19 protein-coding genes are annotated in these 19,791 nt (G+C 61.4%); 10 read left to right on the top strand and 9 right to left on the bottom strand.

Features of this window, described 5'->3' with window-relative positions; genetic code table 11:
- Positions 1-64: 64 nt before the first annotated feature.
- Positions 65-1,465 (bottom strand): dihydrolipoyl dehydrogenase, encoded by a 1,401-nt coding sequence (lpdA, locus tag ACE04F_RS14925; RefSeq protein ID WP_486106297.1) that lies wholly within the window; start codon positions 1,463-1,465, stop codon positions 65-67.
- 222 nt (positions 1,466-1,687) lie between these two features.
- Here lpdA and hflK (ACE04F_RS14930) point away from each other — a divergent pair, with 222 nt between their 5' ends.
- The 5 genes from hflK (ACE04F_RS14930) (at position 1,688) to cfaB (ending at position 9,021) form a co-directional block, all read left to right on the top strand.
- A complete protein-coding gene (gene hflK / locus ACE04F_RS14930) occupies positions 1,688-3,649 on the top strand; it encodes a protease modulator HflK (protein WP_486106299.1) in 1,962 nt (653 codons plus the stop codon).
- Entirely contained in the window at positions 3,646-4,683 is a 1,038-nt protein-coding gene (gene hflC, locus ACE04F_RS14935; protein ID WP_486106301.1) for a protease modulator HflC, read from the top strand. The genes hflK (ACE04F_RS14930) and hflC overlap by 4 nt, the downstream gene beginning before the upstream one ends.
- On the top strand, positions 4,680-5,732 hold the full coding sequence (gene hflK, locus ACE04F_RS14940) for a protease modulator HflK (protein ID WP_434570654.1): 1,053 nt from the start codon (positions 4,680-4,682) through the stop codon (positions 5,730-5,732). Before hflC ends, hflK (ACE04F_RS14940) begins: the two co-directional genes overlap by 4 nt.
- Positions 5,729-7,639 carry a heavy metal translocating P-type ATPase gene (locus tag ACE04F_RS14945; RefSeq protein ID WP_486106303.1) on the top strand — a complete coding sequence of 637 codons (1,911 nt, stop codon included), beginning with the start codon at positions 5,729-5,731 and terminating at the stop codon, positions 7,637-7,639. Before hflK (ACE04F_RS14940) ends, ACE04F_RS14945 begins: the two co-directional genes overlap by 4 nt.
- 194 nt (positions 7,640-7,833) lie before the next feature.
- Positions 7,834-9,021 (top strand): C17 cyclopropane fatty acid synthase CfaB, encoded by a 1,188-nt coding sequence (cfaB, locus tag ACE04F_RS14950; protein WP_486106305.1) that lies wholly within the window; start codon positions 7,834-7,836, stop codon positions 9,019-9,021.
- Here the strand turns inward: cfaB and cls are convergent.
- Positions 9,018-10,457: a cardiolipin synthase gene (gene cls / locus ACE04F_RS14955; protein ID WP_486106307.1), complete on the bottom strand. Its 1,440-nt coding sequence runs from the start codon at positions 10,455-10,457 to the stop codon at positions 9,018-9,020. The two genes, cfaB and cls, sit on opposite strands and share 4 nt — an antisense overlap.
- A gap of 141 nt (positions 10,458-10,598) precedes the next feature.
- Here cls and ACE04F_RS14960 point away from each other — a divergent pair, with 141 nt between their 5' ends.
- Positions 10,599-11,120 (top strand): DUF3617 domain-containing protein, encoded by a 522-nt coding sequence (locus ACE04F_RS14960; RefSeq protein ID WP_486106309.1) that lies wholly within the window; start codon positions 10,599-10,601, stop codon positions 11,118-11,120.
- A 14-nt stretch (positions 11,121-11,134) separates the two neighbouring features.
- On the opposite strand, the gene ACE04F_RS14965 is transcribed toward ACE04F_RS14960, so the two are convergent.
- The 5 genes from ACE04F_RS14965 to ACE04F_RS14985 all read right to left on the bottom strand — a co-directional run bounded on the left by ACE04F_RS14965 (position 11,135) and on the right by ACE04F_RS14985 (position 14,948).
- A complete protein-coding gene (locus ACE04F_RS14965; RefSeq protein WP_486106311.1) occupies positions 11,135-12,010 on the bottom strand; it encodes a metal ABC transporter substrate-binding protein in 876 nt (291 codons plus the stop codon).
- An 11-nt stretch (positions 12,011-12,021) separates the two neighbouring features.
- Complete coding sequence (locus ACE04F_RS14970) at positions 12,022-12,888, bottom strand: metal ABC transporter permease (RefSeq protein WP_486106313.1); 867 nt, start codon at positions 12,886-12,888, stop codon at positions 12,022-12,024.
- Entirely contained in the window at positions 12,888-13,556 is a 669-nt protein-coding gene (locus tag ACE04F_RS14975) for a metal ABC transporter ATP-binding protein (protein ID WP_486106315.1), read from the bottom strand. The genes ACE04F_RS14970 and ACE04F_RS14975 overlap by 1 nt, the downstream gene beginning before the upstream one ends.
- Positions 13,553-14,449 (bottom strand): GTP cyclohydrolase FolE2, encoded by an 897-nt coding sequence (folE2, locus tag ACE04F_RS14980; RefSeq protein WP_486106317.1) that lies wholly within the window; start codon positions 14,447-14,449, stop codon positions 13,553-13,555. Before folE2 ends, ACE04F_RS14975 begins: the two co-directional genes overlap by 4 nt.
- 106 nt (positions 14,450-14,555) lie before the next feature.
- Positions 14,556-14,948: a glutamine synthetase gene (locus ACE04F_RS14985; RefSeq protein WP_486106319.1), complete on the bottom strand. Its 393-nt coding sequence runs from the start codon at positions 14,946-14,948 to the stop codon at positions 14,556-14,558.
- A gap of 138 nt (positions 14,949-15,086) precedes the next feature.
- Between ACE04F_RS14985 and zigA the strand changes: the two genes are divergently transcribed.
- Positions 15,087-16,295 (top strand): zinc metallochaperone GTPase ZigA, encoded by a 1,209-nt coding sequence (gene zigA / locus ACE04F_RS14990; protein ID WP_486106320.1) that lies wholly within the window; start codon positions 15,087-15,089, stop codon positions 16,293-16,295.
- A complete protein-coding gene (locus ACE04F_RS14995) occupies positions 16,295-16,936 on the top strand; it encodes a DUF1826 domain-containing protein (protein WP_486106322.1) in 642 nt (213 codons plus the stop codon). Before zigA ends, ACE04F_RS14995 begins: the two co-directional genes overlap by 1 nt.
- On the opposite strand, the gene ACE04F_RS15000 is transcribed toward ACE04F_RS14995, so the two are convergent.
- On the bottom strand, positions 16,933-17,286 hold the full coding sequence (locus tag ACE04F_RS15000; RefSeq protein ID WP_486106324.1) for an NADH:ubiquinone oxidoreductase: 354 nt from the start codon (positions 17,284-17,286) through the stop codon (positions 16,933-16,935). The genes ACE04F_RS14995 and ACE04F_RS15000 overlap by 4 nt on opposite strands.
- A gap of 28 nt (positions 17,287-17,314) precedes the next feature.
- Between ACE04F_RS15000 and ACE04F_RS15005 the strand changes: the two genes are divergently transcribed.
- Positions 17,315-18,295, top strand: coding sequence for a CobW family GTP-binding protein (locus ACE04F_RS15005; RefSeq protein ID WP_486106326.1), 981 nt, complete (start codon positions 17,315-17,317; stop codon positions 18,293-18,295).
- Positions 18,296-18,307: 12 nt separating this feature from the next.
- Here the strand turns inward: ACE04F_RS15005 and ACE04F_RS15010 are convergent, their stop codons facing one another.
- A complete protein-coding gene (locus ACE04F_RS15010; protein ID WP_486106328.1) occupies positions 18,308-18,730 on the bottom strand; it encodes a DUF3301 domain-containing protein in 423 nt (140 codons plus the stop codon).
- Positions 18,731-18,849: 119 nt separating this feature from the next.
- On the opposite strand from ACE04F_RS15010, the gene pdxY reads away from it, so the two are divergent.
- On the top strand, positions 18,850-19,722 hold the full coding sequence (pdxY, locus tag ACE04F_RS15015) for a pyridoxal kinase PdxY (protein WP_486106330.1): 873 nt from the start codon (positions 18,850-18,852) through the stop codon (positions 19,720-19,722).
- Positions 19,723-19,791 lie beyond the last annotated feature (69 nt).

Here is a 19,791-nt window from a genome sequence, read left to right on the forward strand (position 1 = left end):
CGACGGCTTCGCCGCCGAGCGGGAGCAAGCTCCCTCGCCACAGATGTTCCATTTAGCCGGGTGACTACATCTGCGTCGCCATCCCCTCCACGTTCATCGCCGCTTGGCGCAACGCCTCAGAGCGAGTGGGGTGAGGGTGGCAGATCAGGGCGATGTCCTCGGCCGAGGCACCGAATTCCATCGCTACGCAGTACTCTGCGATCATCTCGCTGACGCTCGGGCCTACCAGGTGCACGCCGAGAATTTCGTCGGTGCGCTCGTCGGCCAATACCTTGGCGAACCCCTCGGTTTCATGATTGATCTTCGCCCGACTGTTGGCGGTGAACGGAAATTTCCCGACCTTGTAGGCGCGGCCTTCGGCCTTGAGCTGCTCTTCGGTCCTGCCGACGCTGGCCAGTTCAGGACGGGTATAGATGACGTTGGGGATCAAGTTGTAATTGACCTCGCCGGCCTTGCCAACAATCTGTTCGATGCAGGCCATGGCCTCGTCTTCCGCCTTGTGCGCGAGCATCGGCCCGGACGTTACGTCGCCGATCACCCAGATGCCGGGCGCTTCGGTGCGGTGGCGCTCGTTGGCAAGCATGCCGCGTTGGTCGGTCGCCAATCCTGCATTTTCCAACCCCAGGCCCTGGGTATAAGGCCGACGGCCGATGGCAACCAGTACGTAGTCGGCGTCCAGGGTTTGCGCCTCGCCTCCGGCCGCGGGTTCAATTTGCAGTTGCACGCCGCTTGCCGAGGAAACGGCGCGGGTCACCTTGGCGCTCAGCTTGAACTGGATGCCCTGCTTGGCCAGGGCCCGCTGCAGGGTCTTGCCGGCTTCGCCGTCGACGCCTGGGCAGATGCGATCGAGGTACTCCACGACGGTGACTTCGGCACCCAGGCGCCGCCAGACTGAACCGAGTTCGAGGCCGATGACGCCAGCGCCGATTACCACCAGGTGCCGAGGTACTTCGCTCAGGGACAACGCACCGGTGGAGTCGAGAATGCGCTGGTTATCAATGTCGACCCCCGGCAGTGGCGTCGGCTCGGAGCCGGTGGCGATGATGATGTCCTTGGCACTCAGTTCGGTCTTGCCACCGTCCTCACCGGTGACGGTCACTTTGCCGGGGCCGTCGATATGGCCCCAGCCCTTGATCCAGTCAACCTTGTTTTTGCGAAACAGAAACTCGATGCCCTTGGTCAGGCCCGCGACGCTTTCATCCTTTTGTTTCATCATTTGCGCGAGATCGAGGGTAGGGCTGACGTTGATCCCCAGTTGGGCGAATTCCGCGCCCTTGGCTGCTTCGTACAGTTCGGAGGCATGCAGCAACGCCTTGGAGGGCATGCAACCGACGTTCAGGCAAGTGCCGCCGAGGGTGGCACGGCCTTCCACGCAGGCCGCTTTCAACCCCAACTGTCCGGCCCGGATCGCTGCGTTATAACCGCCGGGGCCGCCGCCCAGAATGATCACGTCGTAATTGCTCATTACCGTTTTCCTCATGCCTGGCAAAAAATTATGATCGTAATATGAGCGTTTTCGCGGATAACGGTCAAGGCTTAAGTCAAGCGTCCGCCGCAGGGTTTGCCATGAAGAATTCAAAACGGAAATTTCACAGCGTCGGTTATAAGGTAACGACATATAACGGAGCGATGCGGTGACGTAGGCCTCGCGTGTCCGGTTCTCGAATGCCACAAGCACTGGAGTGACATGCAAGTCGATCTGGAAATAGACGGGGCACACGTGGCCGACTGGCCGCGCTTCCAGCGCGCAGCATTCCAAGGGCTGCGCTTGAAGCGGATCGCGCTCGTATTGGGCGGCCTTGCGGGGCTGGGGCTGGTGTCGGCGTTTTTCATCGGGCTTTTTTCGCCACAATCGATATGGCCGGCGTTGCTGGTGAGCCAAGGCGCGGCGTTATCGGTGCTGGTGGCCGGATTGCAATCGGCCTGGTGGATCACGCAATGGCGTAGCAAGGCGCTGCTGCCCGTTGTGGATATCCTGCCTGGCGAAGACGAGCCTGTTGATAACTCGGGTTGGTACGAGCGCCTGCTTGAGCGGATCAGCGCGCGCTGGATCGGTCTGCTGCAGCAAATCGGCGGGCCGCTCCTGTGGCTTGCCGGCTGGGCGCTGTTGTCGTTGCTGGTGCTGGAGCAAACCTGGGACCTGGCGTTGCCTGCCGCTTCGCTCGGCGTGGCGGCCAGCGTCGGCGCGGTGCTTTCGTTAGTGTTGGCGTTCGGGTTGTTGGTGTTCGAGCGCCAACTGGCTCAGCAGCCGCCTGCCGAATGGCCCGAAGCGGCACCGCTGGCGCAACTGACACGGATGCCGATCATCGTGTTGGTACTGGCTGCCGTGTGTCTGCTCTTTGCCGGGGAGGCGTCCCTCTGGCCGGTGCGCCTGGCGGTGCTGATCGGTTTGTTGCCGGGCCTGGTGGCGGCGGAGTTGTTGCTACGCGCGCTGCTGGCGTTATTCAGCCCGCGCCGGAACACCTTGGAACCGACGCTTCTGGGACGCAGTGTGGTCGCCGATCTGCTGCGCTGGCCGCCGCGACCACTGTTGGCCTTGCAGCATGAATTGCACAATCGTTTTGGCATCGACCTGCGCCAGATCTGGGCGTTCAGCTACATGCGCCGGGCATTTTTTCCGGTGCTGGCATTGGTGGTGCTGGTCGGGTGGTTGCTGACCGGCGTGCATGAGGTGCCGCTGCAAGGGCGCGGGATCTATGAACGTTTCGGCAAGCCGGTGCAGGTCTTTGGCCCCGGTCTCCACGCAGGGTTGCCGTGGCCGTGGGGCAGGGTATTGAACGTCGAGAACGGTGTCGTCCACGAGTTGGCGTCCAGCGTCGGCGACGGCAAGACGGCCTCGGTTGCGGAACCGGCAGAGGGCCCGGCTCCGGCTATCGCCAATCGGTTGTGGGATGCCAGCCATGTGAATGACAAATCCCAGGTCATTGCCAGCCGTCGCGCGGATCAGCAGAGCTTCCAGATCGTCAACATGGACGTACGCTTCGTCTATCGCATCGGCCTGACGGATGCAGCGGCGTTGGCGGCGACTTACCACAGTGCTGATATTCCGACGTTGATTCGCAGCACGGCCAGCCGCGTCCTGGTGCATGAATTTGCCTCGCGCACGCTGGACGGATTGCTGGGTGCGGACCGTGTCAGCCTGGCGGAGGAAATCGGTCGCGCCGTACAGGCCGATCTGCAATCGCTCGACAGCGGTGTGGAGATTCTTGCGACAGTGGTCGAGGCGATCCATCCCCCGGCTGGCGCAGCGAATGCCTACCACGGTGTGCAAGCGGCGCAGATCGGCGCCCAAGCGTTAATCGCCCGCGAGCGTGGCGCCGCTGCGCAGCAGGTCAACCAGGCGCAACTGCAAGCCAGCATTGCCAACGATCAGGCCCAAGCCACGGCGCGTGAAATCAACGCCACTGCCCAAGCCGCCGACCTGCGCTTTCGCGCCGAACGCCAAGCCTACGCGACGGCTGGCCATGCCTTCGTGCTGGAGCAATACCTCGGTCAACTTAGCCAGGGCCTCGGCAGCGCCAGCTTGCTGATCCTTGACCATCGCCTGGGCGGCAACGGCAACGCGCCGACCATTGACCTGCGCACTTTCACGCTGCCGGCGGATCCCGCATCGCAAAACCAACCTGTCCAGCCAGGAGCTGCCCATTGAGCCAGTCCTCTTCCCATGGTCATCACGACCATGCCGGTCACGATCACGGTCATGCCGGACATCATCACGGACATCACCACCATCATGGCGATCCGCAGCAAGCCGGCCCGTTTCCGTGGCGGCGGATGGGCTGGGCCGCGCTGCTGGTGGCGTTTGCCGTTGCGGCCGCCAGCCTGGTCCAGGTGCGTTCGGGGGAGGCCACTGTCATTACCCGTTTCGGCAACCCGGCGCGGGTACTTTTACAACCCGGCCTGGGCTGGCGCTGGCCGGCACCTTTCGAAGCGGCGATCCCGGTAGATCTCAGGCTGCGCACCACCTCCAGCGGATTGCAGGACGTCGGCACCCGCGACGGTCTGCGGATCATCGTCCAGGCCTATGTGGCGTGGCAGGTCCAGGGTGACCCGGACCATGTGCAGCGCTTCATGCGCGCCGTGCAGAACCAGCCGGACGAAGCCGCGCGGCAGATTCGCACCTTCGTCGGCTCGGCGCTGGAAACAACGGCGGCCAGTTTTGATTTGGCAAACCTGGTCAATACCGACGCCAGTCAGGTGCATATCGCCGATTTCGAGGCCCAGTTGCGCCAGCAGATCGAGCAACAATTGCTCGCCACTTATGGCGTGCGGGTTTTGCAGGTGGGCATCGAACGCCTGACGCTGCCCTCGGTGACGCTCACCGCGACCGTAGATCGTATGCGGGCCGAGCGTGAGACCATCGCCACGGAGCGCACAGCCATCGGCAAGCGCGAAGCGGCGCAGATTCGCTCGGCGGCCGAACGCGATGCGCGAATCATGCAGGCTGATGCCACGGTTGAAGCGGCGAGTATCGAAGCGCAGTCCCGCGTCGAAGCGGCTGAAATCTACGGCAAGGCCTATGCCGGTTCGCCGCAGCTTTATAATTTGCTGCGCTCGCTGGACACCTTGAACACTATTGTCGGCCCCGGAACCAAACTGATCTTGCGCACTGATGCGGCACCGTTTCGCGTTCTGGTGGATGGTCCACCCGCCCTGGAGCCTAAAGGTGGAACACAACCATGAGTGTGGTTCCACGTGGAACAAATGAGTTATCCAGCCCGTGGATTCAGGCCGGGCGTCTGGCGTTCCTTGCGCTTTATGCCGTGACTGTCCTGGCGGCATTGGCCTGGGTATTTTCAAATGTGCGGCAAATTGATCCGCAGAGCCGGGCGGTGGTTTTGCACTTTGGTGCGCTGGACCGAATCCAGAACGCCGGTCTGTTATTGGCTTGGCCGCGTCCCGTGGAACAAGTGATTTTGCTGCCGGCGGCAGACCGGGTGCTGGAGCGCCGGGTGGAAAGTCTGCTGCGTTCGGATGCGGCCTTGCAGGCTGATCGCGTCGCCAGTTTTGCCACTCCGGTCAGCGACGAACTCGCGGGCTCCGGTTATCTGTTGACCGGCGATGCGGGCGTGGTGCAACTGGATGTGCGGCTCTTTTACAAGGTCATCGAGCCTTATGCGTTTGTTCTCCAAGGCGAACATGTATTGCCGGCGTTGGACCGGTTGGCGACGAGAAGTGCCGTGGCGCTTGCCGCGGCGCGAGACCTGGACACGATTCTGGTGGCCCGCCCCGAACTGATGGGCAGCGATACCCAAGCCGCGGAGCGCCGTGAACGCTTGCGTGGCGACCTGGTGCAGGGCATCAATCGGCGCCTGGCTGACCTGACCGCGACAGGGCAGGGCTTGGGGATCGAAGTGGTGCGGGTCGACGTGCAATCGAGCCTGCCGGGGCCGGCGGTGAGCGCATTCAATGCGGTGCTGACAGCCAGCCAGCAGGCCGACAAAGCGGTCGCCAACGCCCGAACCGAGGCGGAGAAGCAGACCCAGGCTGCCCGCGAGGAAGCCGACCGTGCGTTACAAGTCGCCCATGCCCAGGCCAGCGAACGGCTTGCCAAGGCATCGACCGACACAGCCTCGGTGTCGGGCCTGGCGAAAACCCAGGACAGCGATCCGCAGATGCTGCAGCGTCTGTACCGCGAACGCATGCCCGGGATTCTTGGTCGGGCTGGTTCCGTCACCACGGTCGACCCGAAAGACGATTCTCGTCTGATCATCCAGGGAGGCGGCCAATGACCGCGCAGACTATCAACATGCCGATGCTGTCCACCGCCGAGCAACGCGCGGCCGCTCGGCAACTGACCCTGGCGATGCTCGCCCTCGGCTTGCTTGCCCTGGGCCTGGCCTGGCGCGTCTGGTTGCCGGAGCAGGGTACCGTCAGCCAACTGCTGTTGGGGTTTGCCTCGCTGTTGGTGGCGGTGCCGGTGATGCGCTCCGCATGGTACAGCCTGCGTTATCCGAGTCTGCATGGGATTACCGATCAGTTGATTGCCTTGGCGATGCTGGGGGCCTGGGCTACGGGAGACCTGCTGACGGCGGCGCTGTTGCCGATCATCATGATTTTCGGCCATGTACTGGAAGAGCGCAGCGTCATCGGTTCCCAGGAAGCGATCGATGCCCTTGGCCAACTGACCCGCAGCCAGGGCCGCAAAGTGCAGGCCGATGGCTCGATCATCGAAGTGGACAACGCTACGTTGCGACCCGGCGATGTGGTGGAGGTCCGCGCCGGCGACCGGGTGCCCGCCGATGGTCGGGTGCTGTCCGGCCAAGCGAGCCTCGACACCGCGCCCATTACGGGTGAGTCGGTGCCATTGGAGGCGGTGGCGGGTGTTGAAGTCTTTGGGGGCGCGATCAACCTCGACGGTCTGTTGCGCCTGGAGGTAACCCGCACCGGCGATGAATCGACGCTGGGCAAAGTCATTGCGCTGATGCAGAACGCCGAGCGCTCGAAACCGCCAATCACTCGTTTGCTGGAACGTTACGCCGGAAGTTATCTGGTGCTGGTGTTGTTGCTGGCGGCGGTTACCTGGTTTGTCACCAATGACGCCCAGGCGATGTTGGCGGTTCTGGTGGCGGCGTGTCCCTGCGCCTTGGTGTTGTCAGCCCCGGCGACGGCCATCGCCGGGATAGCGGTGGCGGCGCGCCACGGGATCCTGATTCGCAGCTCGGCTTTTCTCGAGGAGCTGGCGGACCTCACCTCGTTAGTCATCGACAAGACCGGAACTCTGACCCACGGCTCCCTGCGTCTGCAATCGATCGAAAGTACCGAGGACGACCCTGCCGCATTGCTGCCACTGGCCGCGAGCCTCGGATCGGCCAGCAGTCATCCGGTCAGTCGGGCCTTGGCGGGGCTGGTGGCAGCGCAAGATTATCTGCCGCTGACCGATATTCACGAACGCCAGGGGCTCGGGGTAGTCGCCATGACAGTGCAGGGGGAGGCCGCCCTTGGCCGACCCGAATTGTTTGCCCGGTTGGGCATCGAGATACCGACGGTTCCCAGTCATGACGGCCCGATCGCCGGCCTGGCACTGGACGGGCAGTTTCGCGCCTGGCTGCTGCTGGCCGACAGCGTCAAGCCGGAAGCGCGGGTGGCCATGAGCGAACTGCGGGCGCTGGGGTTGGGTCGCCAGTTATTGCTCACGGGGGATCGCCAGAGTGTGGCCGCCGCCCTGGCGCACGATGTCGGTATCAGCGAGCTGCAGGCACAGGCGCTGCCGGAGGACAAGCTTGACCGGGTCATGGTCGAAATCGACCAGGGTTTCCGTCCGATGGTGGTGGGTGACGGCATCAACGATTCGCTGGCGCTGAAAGCCGGTGTGGTCGGCGTGGCGATGGGCGCGGGCGGTGCCGATATCGCCCTGGCGTCGGCGGATATCGTGTTGATCGGCAGTGACTTGCGACGCCTGGGCACCTGCGTGCGGCTGAGTCGTCAATGTCGACGCACGTTGCAGGTCAACGTGATCATCGGCCTGGGCTGGACGCTGGCCATCGTCGCTTTCGCGGCGTTCGGCTGGCTCGGAGCAGCGGGGGCGATGATCGCCGCGCTGCTGCATAACCTGAGCACATTGCTGGTGCTGGGCAATGCGGGACGACTGCTGCGGTTTCACGAGCCCTTGGCGAAGATCCAGTCGGATAGCCGCTGACGACCCCGAGCGAACTGTCGCTCGCACCCGCAGTCTCTAGCGAGAGGGCCCAGCCAATCCAGGCAGTCACCGCTCGGGCGGTAGATGGAAGACGATAGAAAAAGGCTATAAATTCGATAGCCTGCTATTTTTCCATGATGGTCTACCCTCATTTCAGACGTCTGAAACAATCTGAAACATGGGGAGGTTATTACATGCTGGCTCAACTTCCACCGGCCTTACAGAATTTGCACCTACCGCTTCGGTTGCGGCTCTGGGACGGCCATGAGTTCACGCTGGGCGCCGATCCCAGCGTCACGATTGTGGTAAAGGACCCACAAATGGTCGCGCAATTCACCCATCCCAGCCTGGATGCCCTGGGAGCGGCGTTTGTCGAGGGCAAACTCGAACTGGAGGGCTCGATCAACGAAGTCATCCGGGTGTGTGACGAGCTGAGCCAGGCTCTGGTGGACGAAGACGAGAGCCACCTCCCGGTGCGTGCGCTGCACGACAAGGAAACCGACGCCAAGGCCATCTCCTATCATTACGATCTGTCCAACGCGTTTTATCAGCTCTGGCTTGACAGCGACATGGTGTATTCCTGTGCGTATTTCGAGACCGGCAGTGAAACCCTCGAGCAAGCGCAACAAGCCAAATTCCGCCACCTATGCCGCAAGCTCCGCCTGCAACCCGGCGATTACCTGCTGGACGTCGGATGCGGCTGGGGTGGTCTCGCGCGCTTTGCCGCACGGGAATTCGGCGCCAAGGTCTTCGGCATTACCCTGAGCAAGGCGCAGCTTGCGTTGGCGCGGGAGCGGGTAAAGGCCGAAGGCCTGGAGGACCAGGTAGAGCTCCAGCTTCTGGACTACCGGGACCTGCCCCAGGATGGTCGATTCGACAAAGTGGTCAGCGTCGGCATGTTCGAACACGTCGGGCATGCCAACCTGGCGCAGTACTGCAAGACGCTGTACGGCGCGGTCCGTGAGGGTGGGCTGGTGATGAATCACGGGATTACCGCCAAGCACACCGACGGGCGTCCGGTAGGTCGCGGCGCGGGTGAATTTATCGAGAAGTATGTATTCCCGAACGGTGAGTTGCCGCACCTGTCGATGATTTCCGCCGAGATCAGCGAAGCGGGGCTGGAAATTGTCGATGTGGAAAGCCTGCGCATGCATTACGCGCGCACTCTCGACCATTGGAGCGAGCGCCTGGAGGACAACCTCGAAGCCGCTTCCAGGGAAGTGCCGGAACAGGCGCTGCGAATCTGGCGTCTTTACCTGGCCGGCTGCGCCTATGCATTCGCCAAGGGCTGGATAAACCTGCATCAGATCCTCGCGGTGAAGGCCCACGCCGATGGTAGCCATGAGCTGCCCTGGACCCGCGACGACATCTACACGCCTTAAAGAATCGGCGAAATCAGCCGGGCGATCCGCATCCCGACCTTCTGCAGGCGGTGGGTTTCCCGGCTTTCCCGTCTGGCCACTTCGTGGGCCTGGGCGAAGTCCTTTTCGAGCATCTGCTCGACCTCGCCGGCAAAGGAAATGTCGACGGTCAGCAGCATGACTTCGAAGTTCAGCCGGAACGAACGGTTGTCCAGGTTCGCGCTGCCGACGGCGCTGATTTCCCGGTCGATCAGCACCACTTTCTGATGCAGGAAACCCGGTTCATAACGAAACACCCGCACGCCGGCGCGCACTGCTTCGAACGCATAAAGACTGGACGCGGCGTAGACGATCCGGTGATCCGGTCGCGACGGCAACAGGATGCGCACGTCCACGCCGCGCAGCACGGCCAGGCGCAAAGCCGCGAATACCGCCTCGTCGGGAATGAAATACGGCGTGGTTATCCAGATGCGTTCGTTTGCCGCGTGAATGGCTTCGACGAAGAACAGCGAGCAGGTTTCGTAGGCATCGGCCGGACCGCTGGCCAGCAGTTGGCAGAGCACTCCGTCGTCCGGATAAGTGTCCGGCAGGATCAACGGCGGCAGGGAACGCGCCGCCCAGAACCAATCCTCGGCGAAGGACTCCTGCATGCTCGCTACCACTGGGCCGCGTACCTCCACATGGGTGTCGCGCCACGGTGCCAGGGGTGGTTTTTCCCCCAGGTATTCATCGCCCACATTGTGCCCGCCGACGAACCCCAGGACGCCGTCCACGGCGACAATCTTGCGGTGGTTGCGAAAGTTGACCTGAAACCGGTTGAGCCAACCGCTGCGAGTGGCAAACGCTTTGACGTGAACGCCACCGTCGCGCAAGGCCTGGACATAACGATGGGGCAGGGAATGGCTACCGATACGGTCGTAAAGCAGGTAGACCGCCACACCTTCAGCGGCTTTCTTCAACAGCAACGCGTGCAAGCGCTGACCAAGCCGGTCGTCGTGGATGATGAAAAATTGCACCAGAACCGCTTCGCGAGCGCTCTCGATGGCCTGGAAAATCGCTTCGAACGTAGCTGGGCCATCAACCAACAGGCGCACCTGATTGTTTGCCAGGCACGGCGTGCGTCCCAACTTCGGCATGGCCCGTAACGAGGCGTAGGCCTGGGATGCGCGAGCGGCCAGCGCTTCTTCGACCCAGGGGCGCCAGTTGAGCTCGGAGATCGCCTTGCGCATTTCCTCGTTGGCTTGTCGACGCGCCTTGATGTAGCCGTCGAAGGTGCTGCGGCCGAAGACCAGGTAAGGAATCAATGTCAGGTAGGGGATGAATACCAGCGACAGGGCCCAGGCAATCGAGCCCTGGGCGGTACGCACCGTCAGCACCGCATGGACGGCGGCGATGGAGCCGAGGGTATGGAGCAGCGCGATCAGGTAACCGAAAACATGCGGGCCAAAAAAATCCATGGGGCTGCCTTGCTCCTGAAACTTCAATGCTTAACAGACCATGTTCCAAGGCGAATGTCGCTATTTAATTCACTCGGCGCGGGTCTGAACCGAAGCCTGAAGGTGGCGTCTAACGGCCACTTGTCCTCTGGAGTTTGTGCAATGAATGTTCGTCTGCTGGGTTTGGCCTTGGCCGTTGGCTTGTCGGTTCCTGTGGCGGCTCAGGCGCAGATGCTTCAACCAGGCTTGTGGGAATTGACGACCAGCAATATGAAAGTCGACAACCAGAACCTGCCGGATCTGCAATTGATCCTTGGTCAACTGCAGAACCAGATGACGCCTGAACAGCGGGCAATGCTGGAAAAGCAGGGCATCACCATGGGGGGCAAGGGGATCCGGGTGTGCCTGACTCCGGCACAGGTGCAGACCAATGACATCCCGCTGCAGGATCCGCAATCAGGCTGCAAGCAGCAGATCACCGAGCGTACCGGCAACCAGTGGAAATTCCGCTTCAGTTGCCCGAAAGCCCAGGGCAACGGTATCGCGACATTCCAGAGCGATCGCGAATTCACCACCCAGGTCAATGGCACGTTCAACGCCACAGGTATCCAGCAGAACGGCAGCCTGGACACCCGCGCCGTATGGCTGGGGCAGGATTGCGGGACGGTCAAGCCGAGGGCTTGATCAGCGGCCTGTTATCAGGGCCGGCCCAGTGCCTCGTAGAGTGTGTTGAGGTTGTATTCGAAGAGACCGGTAAAGGTGCTGGCCGGTCCGCTGGCGGCGAGGGCATCGGAGTACAGCGTGCCACCGATGTGCGCGCCGCTTTCGTCGGCGATCTGCTTGAGCAGGCGCGCGTCCTTGATGTTTTCCATGAACACGGCTTTGACTTTTGCTTTACGAATCTGGGTGATCAACGCAGCAACTTCCGCGGCTGACGGTTCACGCTCGGTAGACAACCCTTGCGGCGCCAGGAACTCGATACCATAAGCCTGGCCCAGGTAACCGAACGCATCGTGGGACGTGACGATCTTGCGATTGCCCGGTGGCAACGCAGCGAACTTCGCCTTGGCTTCGGCGAGCAGCGCATAAATCTTCTTCAGGTACGCCTGGCTGTTACGTTCGTAGTCGGCCTTGTTCGCCGGGTCGGCCGCCTCCAATGCCTTGGTGATGTTGCCAACATAAAGCACGGCGTTGGCGAGGTTATGCCAGGCGTGCGGATCGAGGATGGTCTCGCCATCTTCTTCCAGCGAGCGTGGAATCACGCCACGGCTGGCACTGATGACCGGGGCACCGGTTTCGGTGCTGGTCACCAGGCGATCCAGCCACGGCTCGAAGCCCAACCCATTCTTGATGATCAGTTTCGCCCCGAGCAACGCCTTGGCGTCGTCCGGCGTGGGTTCATAGGTATGTGCGTCAGCGTCCGGCCCCACCATGTTGGTGATCTGGACATGCTCGCCGCCGACTTGTCGGGTCATGTCGGCAAGGATGCTGAAGCTGGTCACCACCTTGAGTTTTTCAGCAGCAGACAGGGACATGGACAGCATCAAGCTGAATATCAGGAGCAGGGCGCGCATCGGGAAACACCTCATTGGGATGTAAGCAGGGGCGGGCGGCGCAGCAAGCCGTGCACCGGACCGAATACCACGGACAACAGATAGGACGCGCCCGCCACCAGGACGATGGCCGGCCCGCTGGGCAGCGAAAAATAGAAGGACAACAGCAGGCCCAGCCACACCGAGAGACAACCGAGCAATGCAGCGACCAGCATCAACATCGGCAGGCGCCGACTCCAGAATCGCGACGCGGCCGCCGGCAGCATCATCAGGCCGACCACCATCAACGCGCCGATGGCCTGGAAGCCGATGACCAGGTTCAGCACCACCAGGGTCAGGAATACGCCGTGAGCCAGGGGACCCAGACGGCTGACGGTTTGCAGAAACAGTGGGTCCAGGGTGTCGAGTAACAGCGGGCGATAGATCAACGCCATCGCCACCAGACTGGCCGCCGAAACCCAGAGCATGCCGGTGAGTGTCGGGCCGTCCACCGCCAGCGCCGAGCCGAATAACAGGTGGAGCAAGTCCAGGCGTTTACCGGCCATACCGAGGATCAAGACTCCGGCGGCGAGGGAGATGGGGTAGATCGCCGCCAGGCTGGCGTCTTCCCGTAGGCCGGTGCGGCGGGTGATCCACGCCGCCAGCCCGGCCATGCTCAAGCCGGCGCCCAGGCCACCCACCGTCAAGGCTGGCAGGCTCAGACCGGCGAACCAGAAACCCAGGGCCGCGCCCGGCAGGATGCCGTGAGCTACCGCATCGCCGATCAGACTCATGCGCCGCAGAATCAGGAACACGCCTAGCGGAGCCGTGCTGCATGCCAGCACCAATCCGCCCAACAAGGCCCGGCGCATGAAGACAAATTCCTGGAAGGGCTGCCAGAAGTGGCTGGCTGTGAGCATCAAGCGACCTGTGTGTAAGGCGTCGGGGCGATCAATTCGGCGCTGCGAGCCAATACGCAGCCGGACGGATTGATCAGCAAGGTATGAGGGATGTGTTGATGCACCGCAGCCAAATCGTGACAAACCACCACCAGGGTGCGCCCTTCGCGATGCCATCGCTGAATGTTCTTCCACAGCAGTGCCTGGCCTTGTTCATCAAGGGCTGCGTGGGGCTCGTCCAGCAACAGGAGTGGCGCTTCGGTCAGGCTCAGCCGCGCAAGCAGGGCCCGTTGCAACTCGCCACCCGACAACGCCATCAGCGGACGGTGTTCCAGGCCGCTCAAGGCCCAGTCGTCGAGAACCGCCTTGAGTCGTTGGTTGCGTGCTGCAGGTTCCTGTCGATTACCCCAGGAACCTGCCGCCACCAATTCCTGCAGGCTGATGGGAAATTGCCGATCCAGGTGCTGCTGTTGAGGCAGGAACGACACGCCGCCGCGCCGTTGAACGTTGAGCGAGACCTTCCCGGTCAGTGGCTTCTGTAACCCGGCGATGACTTTCAGCAGGCTGCTTTTCCCTGATCCGTTGGCGCCAATTATTGCGGTCAGGCTGCCCTCCGGGCGCTCCATGTGCAGAGGTGGAGTGAGAGGGCGCCCGGGGATACCCCAACTCAATCCCTGGCAACGAATCATGAGTCCTCCCGTCGCCAATGGCTTTGGGCGACGGCATCGTGGGCGTGCAGGCTTTCCGCATGAACGACTCGTACGTCAAGAGAGTAAACCCAGGGCAGCGGCCTCAGCGCTATGTTCAGGCGCCGCGCGGCATCTTCGCAGAACATCAGGTTCTGCCCATTGGCGAGCGCGAAGGCTTGCTCATCGACGCGTTTGACGGCGGTTTGGACCGCGGTGCCGAGTGCCGCCTCCGCCTCGTTGATCAGCGGTAACACCGGAAACTCATCGAGCTTGGCGTCCAAGCGCAGGTTCAGGATGGCGACGCTGCGCTGGCTGTGAGGGGTGGCCACGATACCTTTCTGAGAACCTAGCCACGCGAGAACTTCAGCGTGCTCCAGGTTTGTATTCGCGAAATCGTCGAGGAATTTCTGCTGGATCAGTTGCCGCGCCAGCGCTGCCGAACAAGGGCAAGTGGAGGAGTATGGAATTTCGACCTGCAGTTCCACGTGGAACATCGAGTTTTTCAGATGTGCTTTCACTGTAACTGGATAACGCTTCCAGCCGGCCAACGGGCTGATCAATGCAGGGCGCTTGTACATCAGATCGGTGCGCAGGGTCAGTGAGGCATTCCGGGATAGACCCTCGTGACTGTCCAGAAACTCTTGCAGGATCCGGCGTAACAGGTCCGGAGAAAGCGCGGTGTCCTCAAGCTTTTCGAGTGCCACATACAAACGCGACATATGGATGCCACGCGCTTCGCCATCATCGAGACTGACGCCGGCGTCGGCAGAGGCGCTCAACCGCAGGCCGTCCACCAGCACCGGCACGGCGATGCCGCACATGCCCACCCAATCCAGCGGCATGCCTTGACGAGATGCCTGCGCAGCAATGTCCGGCAGAGTTAACGCGTTCATTTTCGAGGTCCATGAGAGGTTCGTTTTTAATGTTATAGTATAACAATAAGATCGACGAGACCTTTTTCATGAACAGAGTTTCATCTCGAGAGTTCCACGTTAAACCTCAGCGTGAAGACTCCTGGCAGCCATTCATGCGACCGCACATAAAACTGCCTCTGGTGCCGCCAGAGCTGGAAAAACGGTTGATCGTCGTCCAACCCACACGGCGACTGTATCCAACCCAGGCTTCGCCATCGGAGGCCAGTCCAGTGAAGAAGGTCAGTTGGCCGTATCGGCTGTTTGTCTGGGCCCAGTAGCGGTGGCCAGCCACCTCATATCCACGCAGATAAATCGTATTGCCAGCCGTAGCGACGCTGTAGGCATTGCCCTGTCCATCTACGCAGGCCAGCACGTTGGCGCTGCGGGTGCAGGTACCCAACAAAGCGCCTTGTGCCGAAACGCCCATCGCTATCAGCAGCAGTGGCGTAGCGAACAGGTATTTGAAGAAGTTGAGCATTTTGTAAAAGCCCGGAAGCAGAAAAGGGTTGGCTGTACTTTAGTGTAATAATATAACATTAAAAACGACTGACCCCTTTAGCCGAACCGAAACCTGATACGAGCCACAGAAGCGGCCGCCCCGATGAGGATAAACCTGATGCCTAACCGTCTTCCCGTTACCGTGCTGTCCGGATTTCTCGGGGCTGGTAAAAGCACCTTGCTCAATCATGTGTTGCGTAATCGCGACAACCTGCGCGTTGCCGTTATCGTCAACGATATGAGCGAGATCAACATTGATGGCAGCGAAGTGCAGCGAGATGTCAGCCTCAATCGCGCCGAAGAACGGTTGGTCGAAATGAGTAACGGCTGTATCTGCTGCACGCTGCGCGAGGATCTCTTGGAAGAAGTGGGCAAGCTTGCCAGGGAAGGCCGCTTCGATTATCTGCTGATCGAATCCACGGGCATTTCGGAGCCGATGCCGGTCGCCGAAACCTTCACCTTTCGCGATGAAGAAGGGCGCAGCCTGGCGGACGTTGCGAGGCTCGACACGATGGTGACAGTGGTCGATGGCGTGAACTTCATCAAGGATTACCAGGCCGCCGAAAGCCTTTCCAGCAGGGGCGAAACCCTCGGGGAAGAAGATGAGCGCTCCATAACCGATTTGCTGATCGAGCAGATCGAATTCGCCGACGTGATCCTGATCAGCAAGATTGATCTCATAAGCCGTTCCGAACGAGAAGAGTTGAGCGCAATCCTGTCGCGCCTGAATGCCCAGGCGCAGGTTATTCCGATGGTCATGGGGCAGGTACCGCTGGGGCAGATCCTCGATACGGGCCGCTTCGATTTTGAACGCGCGGCGCAGGCGCCCGGTTGGCTGCGGGAGTTGCGCGGCGAGCATGTGCCTGAAACCTTGGAATACGGCATCGCATCGACTGCTTACCGCGCCCGTCGCCCGTTTCATCCCCAACGATTCTTCAACTTTATCGACCGCCCATGGACCAATGGCACACTCCTGCGCTCCAAAGGTTTTTTCTGGCTCGCCAGCAAACATGAGGAAGCCGGCAGTTGGTCTCAGGCCGGCGGGTTGATGCGTCACGGCTTCGCCGGGCGCTGGTGGCGGTTCGTGCCGAAAAGCCAGTGGCCGCTGGATGAGGAGAGCATCGCCGCGATCATGAAAAACTGGCTGGAGGCCTCCGGTGATTGCCGCCAGGAGCTGGTATTCATTGGTCAGAATATAGACTTCGCGCTGCTCGCCACCGAACTGGACGCTTGCCTGCTAACCGACGCGGAGATGAGCCTGGGCATCGAGCGCTGGCGGCAGTTGCCAGACCCGTTCGGCCCCTGGCATGAAGAGGTCGCGGCGTGATGCTGGCGCCTCGTCTGAAGCAGCTGCGGCAGATCCAGGGAGACACGCCGCTGACCTTCGCGCAGATTCTGGATGACGACACCAACCTGGCGGTGTGGCAGCGTCACCTCCCGGCGCATATCGGCGATTTTGCGGCGATGCTGCTCTCGATGGGCCAACCCCTGGCCGAGTCGATGGTGCTTGAGCTACCGGGCGAGGATACGCAGCCGGTGTTGCATGGCCTTGCCGCGGGCTTCGGCGATCTGCACGGATATGAAGGGTTCGTCGCGGATGTCGCCTGGCTGGTCAGCGCGTTTGCCTGCCTCCTCGGTGCCCGGCGCGTCGGTCTGCGCCTGCGAGCGTTGGATACGGCGATGTGCCCACGTTTTCACGTCGACCATGTGCCGGTGCGGCTGATCACCACCTATGCCGGCGTCGGCAGCCAATGGCTCATGGAAGGCGTCATGGACCGTCGACAATTGGCCCAGCCTGAAGCAGAGCCTGCCGACGCGAGTCTGATTCAGCAGATGCGCAGCGGTGATGTGGCGCTGCTCAAAGGTGAAAAGTGGCAAGGCAATGAAGGCTATGGGCTGATTCATCGCTCACCGCAACTGGTGCCCGGCGAGCGGCGTTTGATTCTTTCACTGGATTGGCTGGCTTAAGGCTTGAGCCAGTTTCCCTGGCTTTGGTTTTCGCAAAAGGGTTTCAGGTAAGCCGCATCGGTGGCTACGCCGTAATAGTGAATATCCTGGCGATAAGGCATATTGGCGACCTGGGCGTTGCTGCAAATGCCAAATGCCCCGCCAGGGCACTGGTCGACATACTGCACGTCGACTTTCTGTCCGAGCAGGCTGGGTTGGCAGAAGCCGTCGGCGAACAGTTTTTGCGGAATGTTGCGGTTCTGCTGGCAGACTCTGACATCGAGCCGTTCCGCCTGGCTGTGCACCACACACGCCTGGGCCAAGGCCTGGTTCGAGGTCAGCAGCAGTAACAGCCAACCGATCATTCGCATTTTAAACCTCCGTCGAAAGCTATCGATCATGTTGCAGAACATACCCACCCATGTGATTGGCGGCCCTTTGGGTGCAGGCAAGACCAGCCTGATCAGGCAATTGCTGGCTCAGCGTCCGGCTGATGAGCGCTGGGCCGTGCTGATCAACGAGTTCGGCCAGATCGGCCTGGATGCCGCGCTGCTGACCCAGGCCGCCGATGGTATCGCATTGGGCGAAGTGGCCGGGGGCTGTTTGTGTTGCGTCAATGGAGCGCCGTTTCAGATCGGCCTTGGCCGTTTATTGCGCAAGGCGCGGCCACACCGTCTGTTCATCGAACCATCCGGGCTGGGTCATCCAGCGCAACTCTTGCGACAGCTGAACGAAGCGCCCTGGCTTGGCGTGCTGGCGATCCAGCCTTGTGTGTTGGTCCTGGATGCCAAGGCAATGGCGAACGGCAAGCCGTTGCCCGATGCGCAAAGACAGGTCCTGGCTGACGCGGGTTTGCTGGTGCTGAACAAGTCCGAAGACCTTACCGAAGCCGATCGTGTGGGCATTATTTCCCAATTGCCTGAGACTGCGCTGTATTGGACCCATCAGGCTGCGTTGCCGATTGATCGGCTGCCCGGCCTGGTGAATCGTGGCGACAGGGCTGTGGATAATTTCGCTGTGGATAACTTGAATGTGCACAAGAGCCTGGGGCAGATGCCGGCCATCTGGAGTGACCCGACGTTGCCGATCTGCCTGCATCAGCAGCAGGGCGAAAGCTGGAGTATCGGTTGGCGCTGGCATCCAGATCAACGATTCGACGTCGCGCAGCTGTCTCGATGGCTGCACGGCAAAGACTGGAAACGCGCAAAAATGGTTATCCACAGCGAGGGCGGTTGGGTTTCCGCCAATGCGTTGGACGCAGGGCCGCTGGAGTGGCAAGCGAGCGAGTGGCGACAGGATTCGCGAATCGAACTGATCTTCGCCGAACCACAAGACGTGGGAATCCTTCAAGCGGGCCTGGCGAGCTGCCGCCACCCTTGAGTCAGCCTCGTTTCAGGGCTTCCATTTGTTGTGTTCCTGACGCCACTGGCTCAGCTCGATAACCTCGGCCCGGGGCCGGGTCTGGACCGGTTCGATGGGCGCCTGCGCGGTTTCTTCGAACGGCATCGGATAGGGTGCCAGCTCGATGTGTGCACTGTGGGCGCCGAATTGAGTGATGGTGCCGGTATGACGCGTCTCGCCCGTTACTGTGAATTCGAAGTTATAGACACGTGCCAGGCGCCGTCGCCCGCTGCCATCTTTCACAAACCCGATCTTGCTCAGCGCCACGTTGCCATCCAGCAGCTCGATCTTGAGATTGGCGCAGTGTTGCATGACCCTCGCCAGAGCCCGTTCGCGCAAGCCATGGTTGTGCCACAGCCAGGCGCCACCGGCAGCCAGCAGCATCAGCACGAAAATGTTTCCAAGGGTCAGCATGAACGAAGTGCTCCAACAAGTTGCCGTCAGCTTAACTGTGTCGCCGGTCTGTCGTACAGGCTGCGTTTAGTCGCATACTGCGCCGCTTGAATTTCATTCGTTTTACGGAAGCTTCCTGCATGAAACGTACGCCTCATCTGCTTGCCATCCAGTCCCATGTGATATTTGGTCACGCCGGCAACAGTGCCGCCGTGTTTCCAATGCAGCGGGTCGGCGTCAATGTATGGCCGCTCAATACCGTGCAGTTCTCCAATCACACCCAGTACGGGCAGTGGGCCGGAGAAGTGCTGGCGCCTGACCAGATTCCACTTTTGGTTGAGGGGATCGCGGCCATTGGCGAGCTGGGCAACTGCGACGCGGTGCTGTCCGGTTATCTGGGCAGCGCGGCCCAGGGGCAGGCAATCCTGGCGGGCGTAGCGCGGATCAAGGCGTGCAACCCCAAGGCGCTGTATCTGTGCGACCCGGTCATGGGGCATCCGGAGAAGGGCTGCATCGTGGCACCCGAGGTGAGCACGTTTTTGCTGGAAGAAGCCGCTGCCGTGGCGGACATCATGTGTCCGAACCAATTGGAACTGGACAGTTTTGCCGGGCGCAAGGCGCAATCATTGTTCGATTGCCTGGCCATGGCCCGTGGGCTGTTGGCTCGTGGACCGAAGGTTGTGCTGGTCAAACACCTGGCTTACGCCGGCAAGCCCGACGACAGCTTCGAGATGTTGCTGGTCACGGCTGACGGAGGCTGGCACCTGCGTCGTCCATTGCTGGCGTTTCCCCGCCAGCCGGTAGGGGTAGGTGACCTGACCTCGGGATTATTCCTGGCGCGGATACTGTTGGGCGACAGCCTGGTGGCGGCATTCGAGTTCACCGCTTCGGCGGTACACGAAGTGTTGCTGGAAACCCAAGCGTGTGCCAGCTATGAGCTGCAACTGATCCGTGCCCAGGATCGGATCGCCCACCCGCGCGTGCGCTTCGAGGCCACGCCGATCAGCCTTTGACGCATGCCAGAACTGTCGGAGTGAGCCAGGTCGATGTCTGGTGCATCTGTGGCGGGGGGGGGGGGGGGG

Source organism: Pseudomonas sp. AGC41 (assembly GCF_057334555.1).

Excerpts from the sequence above, each read along its gene's own strand:
- ACE04F_RS14960 (WP_486106309.1), top strand. The coding sequence starts at position 10,599 with ATGAATGTTCGTCTGCTGGGTTTGGCCTTGGCCGTTGGCTTGTCGGTT.
- ACE04F_RS14985 (WP_486106319.1), bottom strand. The coding sequence starts at position 14,948 with ATGCTCAACTTCTTCAAATACCTGTTCGCTACGCCACTGCTGCTGATA.
- ACE04F_RS15010 (WP_486106328.1), bottom strand. The coding sequence starts at position 18,730 with ATGCTGACCCTTGGAAACATTTTCGTGCTGATGCTGCTGGCTGCCGGT.
- lpdA (WP_486106297.1), bottom strand. The coding sequence starts at position 1,465 with ATGAGCAATTACGACGTGATCATTCTGGGCGGCGGCCCCGGCGGTTAT.
- ACE04F_RS15000 (WP_486106324.1), bottom strand. The coding sequence starts at position 17,286 with ATGCGAATGATCGGTTGGCTGTTACTGCTGCTGACCTCGAACCAGGCC.
- cfaB (WP_486106305.1), top strand. The coding sequence starts at position 7,834 with ATGCTGGCTCAACTTCCACCGGCCTTACAGAATTTGCACCTACCGCTT.
- folE2 (WP_486106317.1), bottom strand. The coding sequence starts at position 14,449 with ATGAACGCGTTAACTCTGCCGGACATTGCTGCGCAGGCATCTCGTCAA.
- ACE04F_RS14995 (WP_486106322.1), top strand. The coding sequence starts at position 16,295 with ATGCTGGCGCCTCGTCTGAAGCAGCTGCGGCAGATCCAGGGAGACACG.
- ACE04F_RS15005 (WP_486106326.1), top strand. The coding sequence starts at position 17,315 with ATGTTGCAGAACATACCCACCCATGTGATTGGCGGCCCTTTGGGTGCA.
- ACE04F_RS14970 (WP_486106313.1), bottom strand. The coding sequence starts at position 12,888 with ATGCTCACAGCCAGCCACTTCTGGCAGCCCTTCCAGGAATTTGTCTTC.
- hflK (WP_434570654.1), top strand. The coding sequence starts at position 4,680 with ATGAGTGTGGTTCCACGTGGAACAAATGAGTTATCCAGCCCGTGGATT.
- hflK (WP_486106299.1), top strand. The coding sequence starts at position 1,688 with ATGCAAGTCGATCTGGAAATAGACGGGGCACACGTGGCCGACTGGCCG.
- ACE04F_RS14975 (WP_486106315.1), bottom strand. The coding sequence starts at position 13,556 with ATGATTCGTTGCCAGGGATTGAGTTGGGGTATCCCCGGGCGCCCTCTC.
- zigA (WP_486106320.1), top strand. The coding sequence starts at position 15,087 with ATGCCTAACCGTCTTCCCGTTACCGTGCTGTCCGGATTTCTCGGGGCT.
- cls (WP_486106307.1), bottom strand. The coding sequence starts at position 10,457 with ATGGATTTTTTTGGCCCGCATGTTTTCGGTTACCTGATCGCGCTGCTC.
- pdxY (WP_486106330.1), top strand. The coding sequence starts at position 18,850 with ATGAAACGTACGCCTCATCTGCTTGCCATCCAGTCCCATGTGATATTT.
- ACE04F_RS14945 (WP_486106303.1), top strand. The coding sequence starts at position 5,729 with ATGACCGCGCAGACTATCAACATGCCGATGCTGTCCACCGCCGAGCAA.
- ACE04F_RS14965 (WP_486106311.1), bottom strand. The coding sequence starts at position 12,010 with ATGCGCGCCCTGCTCCTGATATTCAGCTTGATGCTGTCCATGTCCCTG.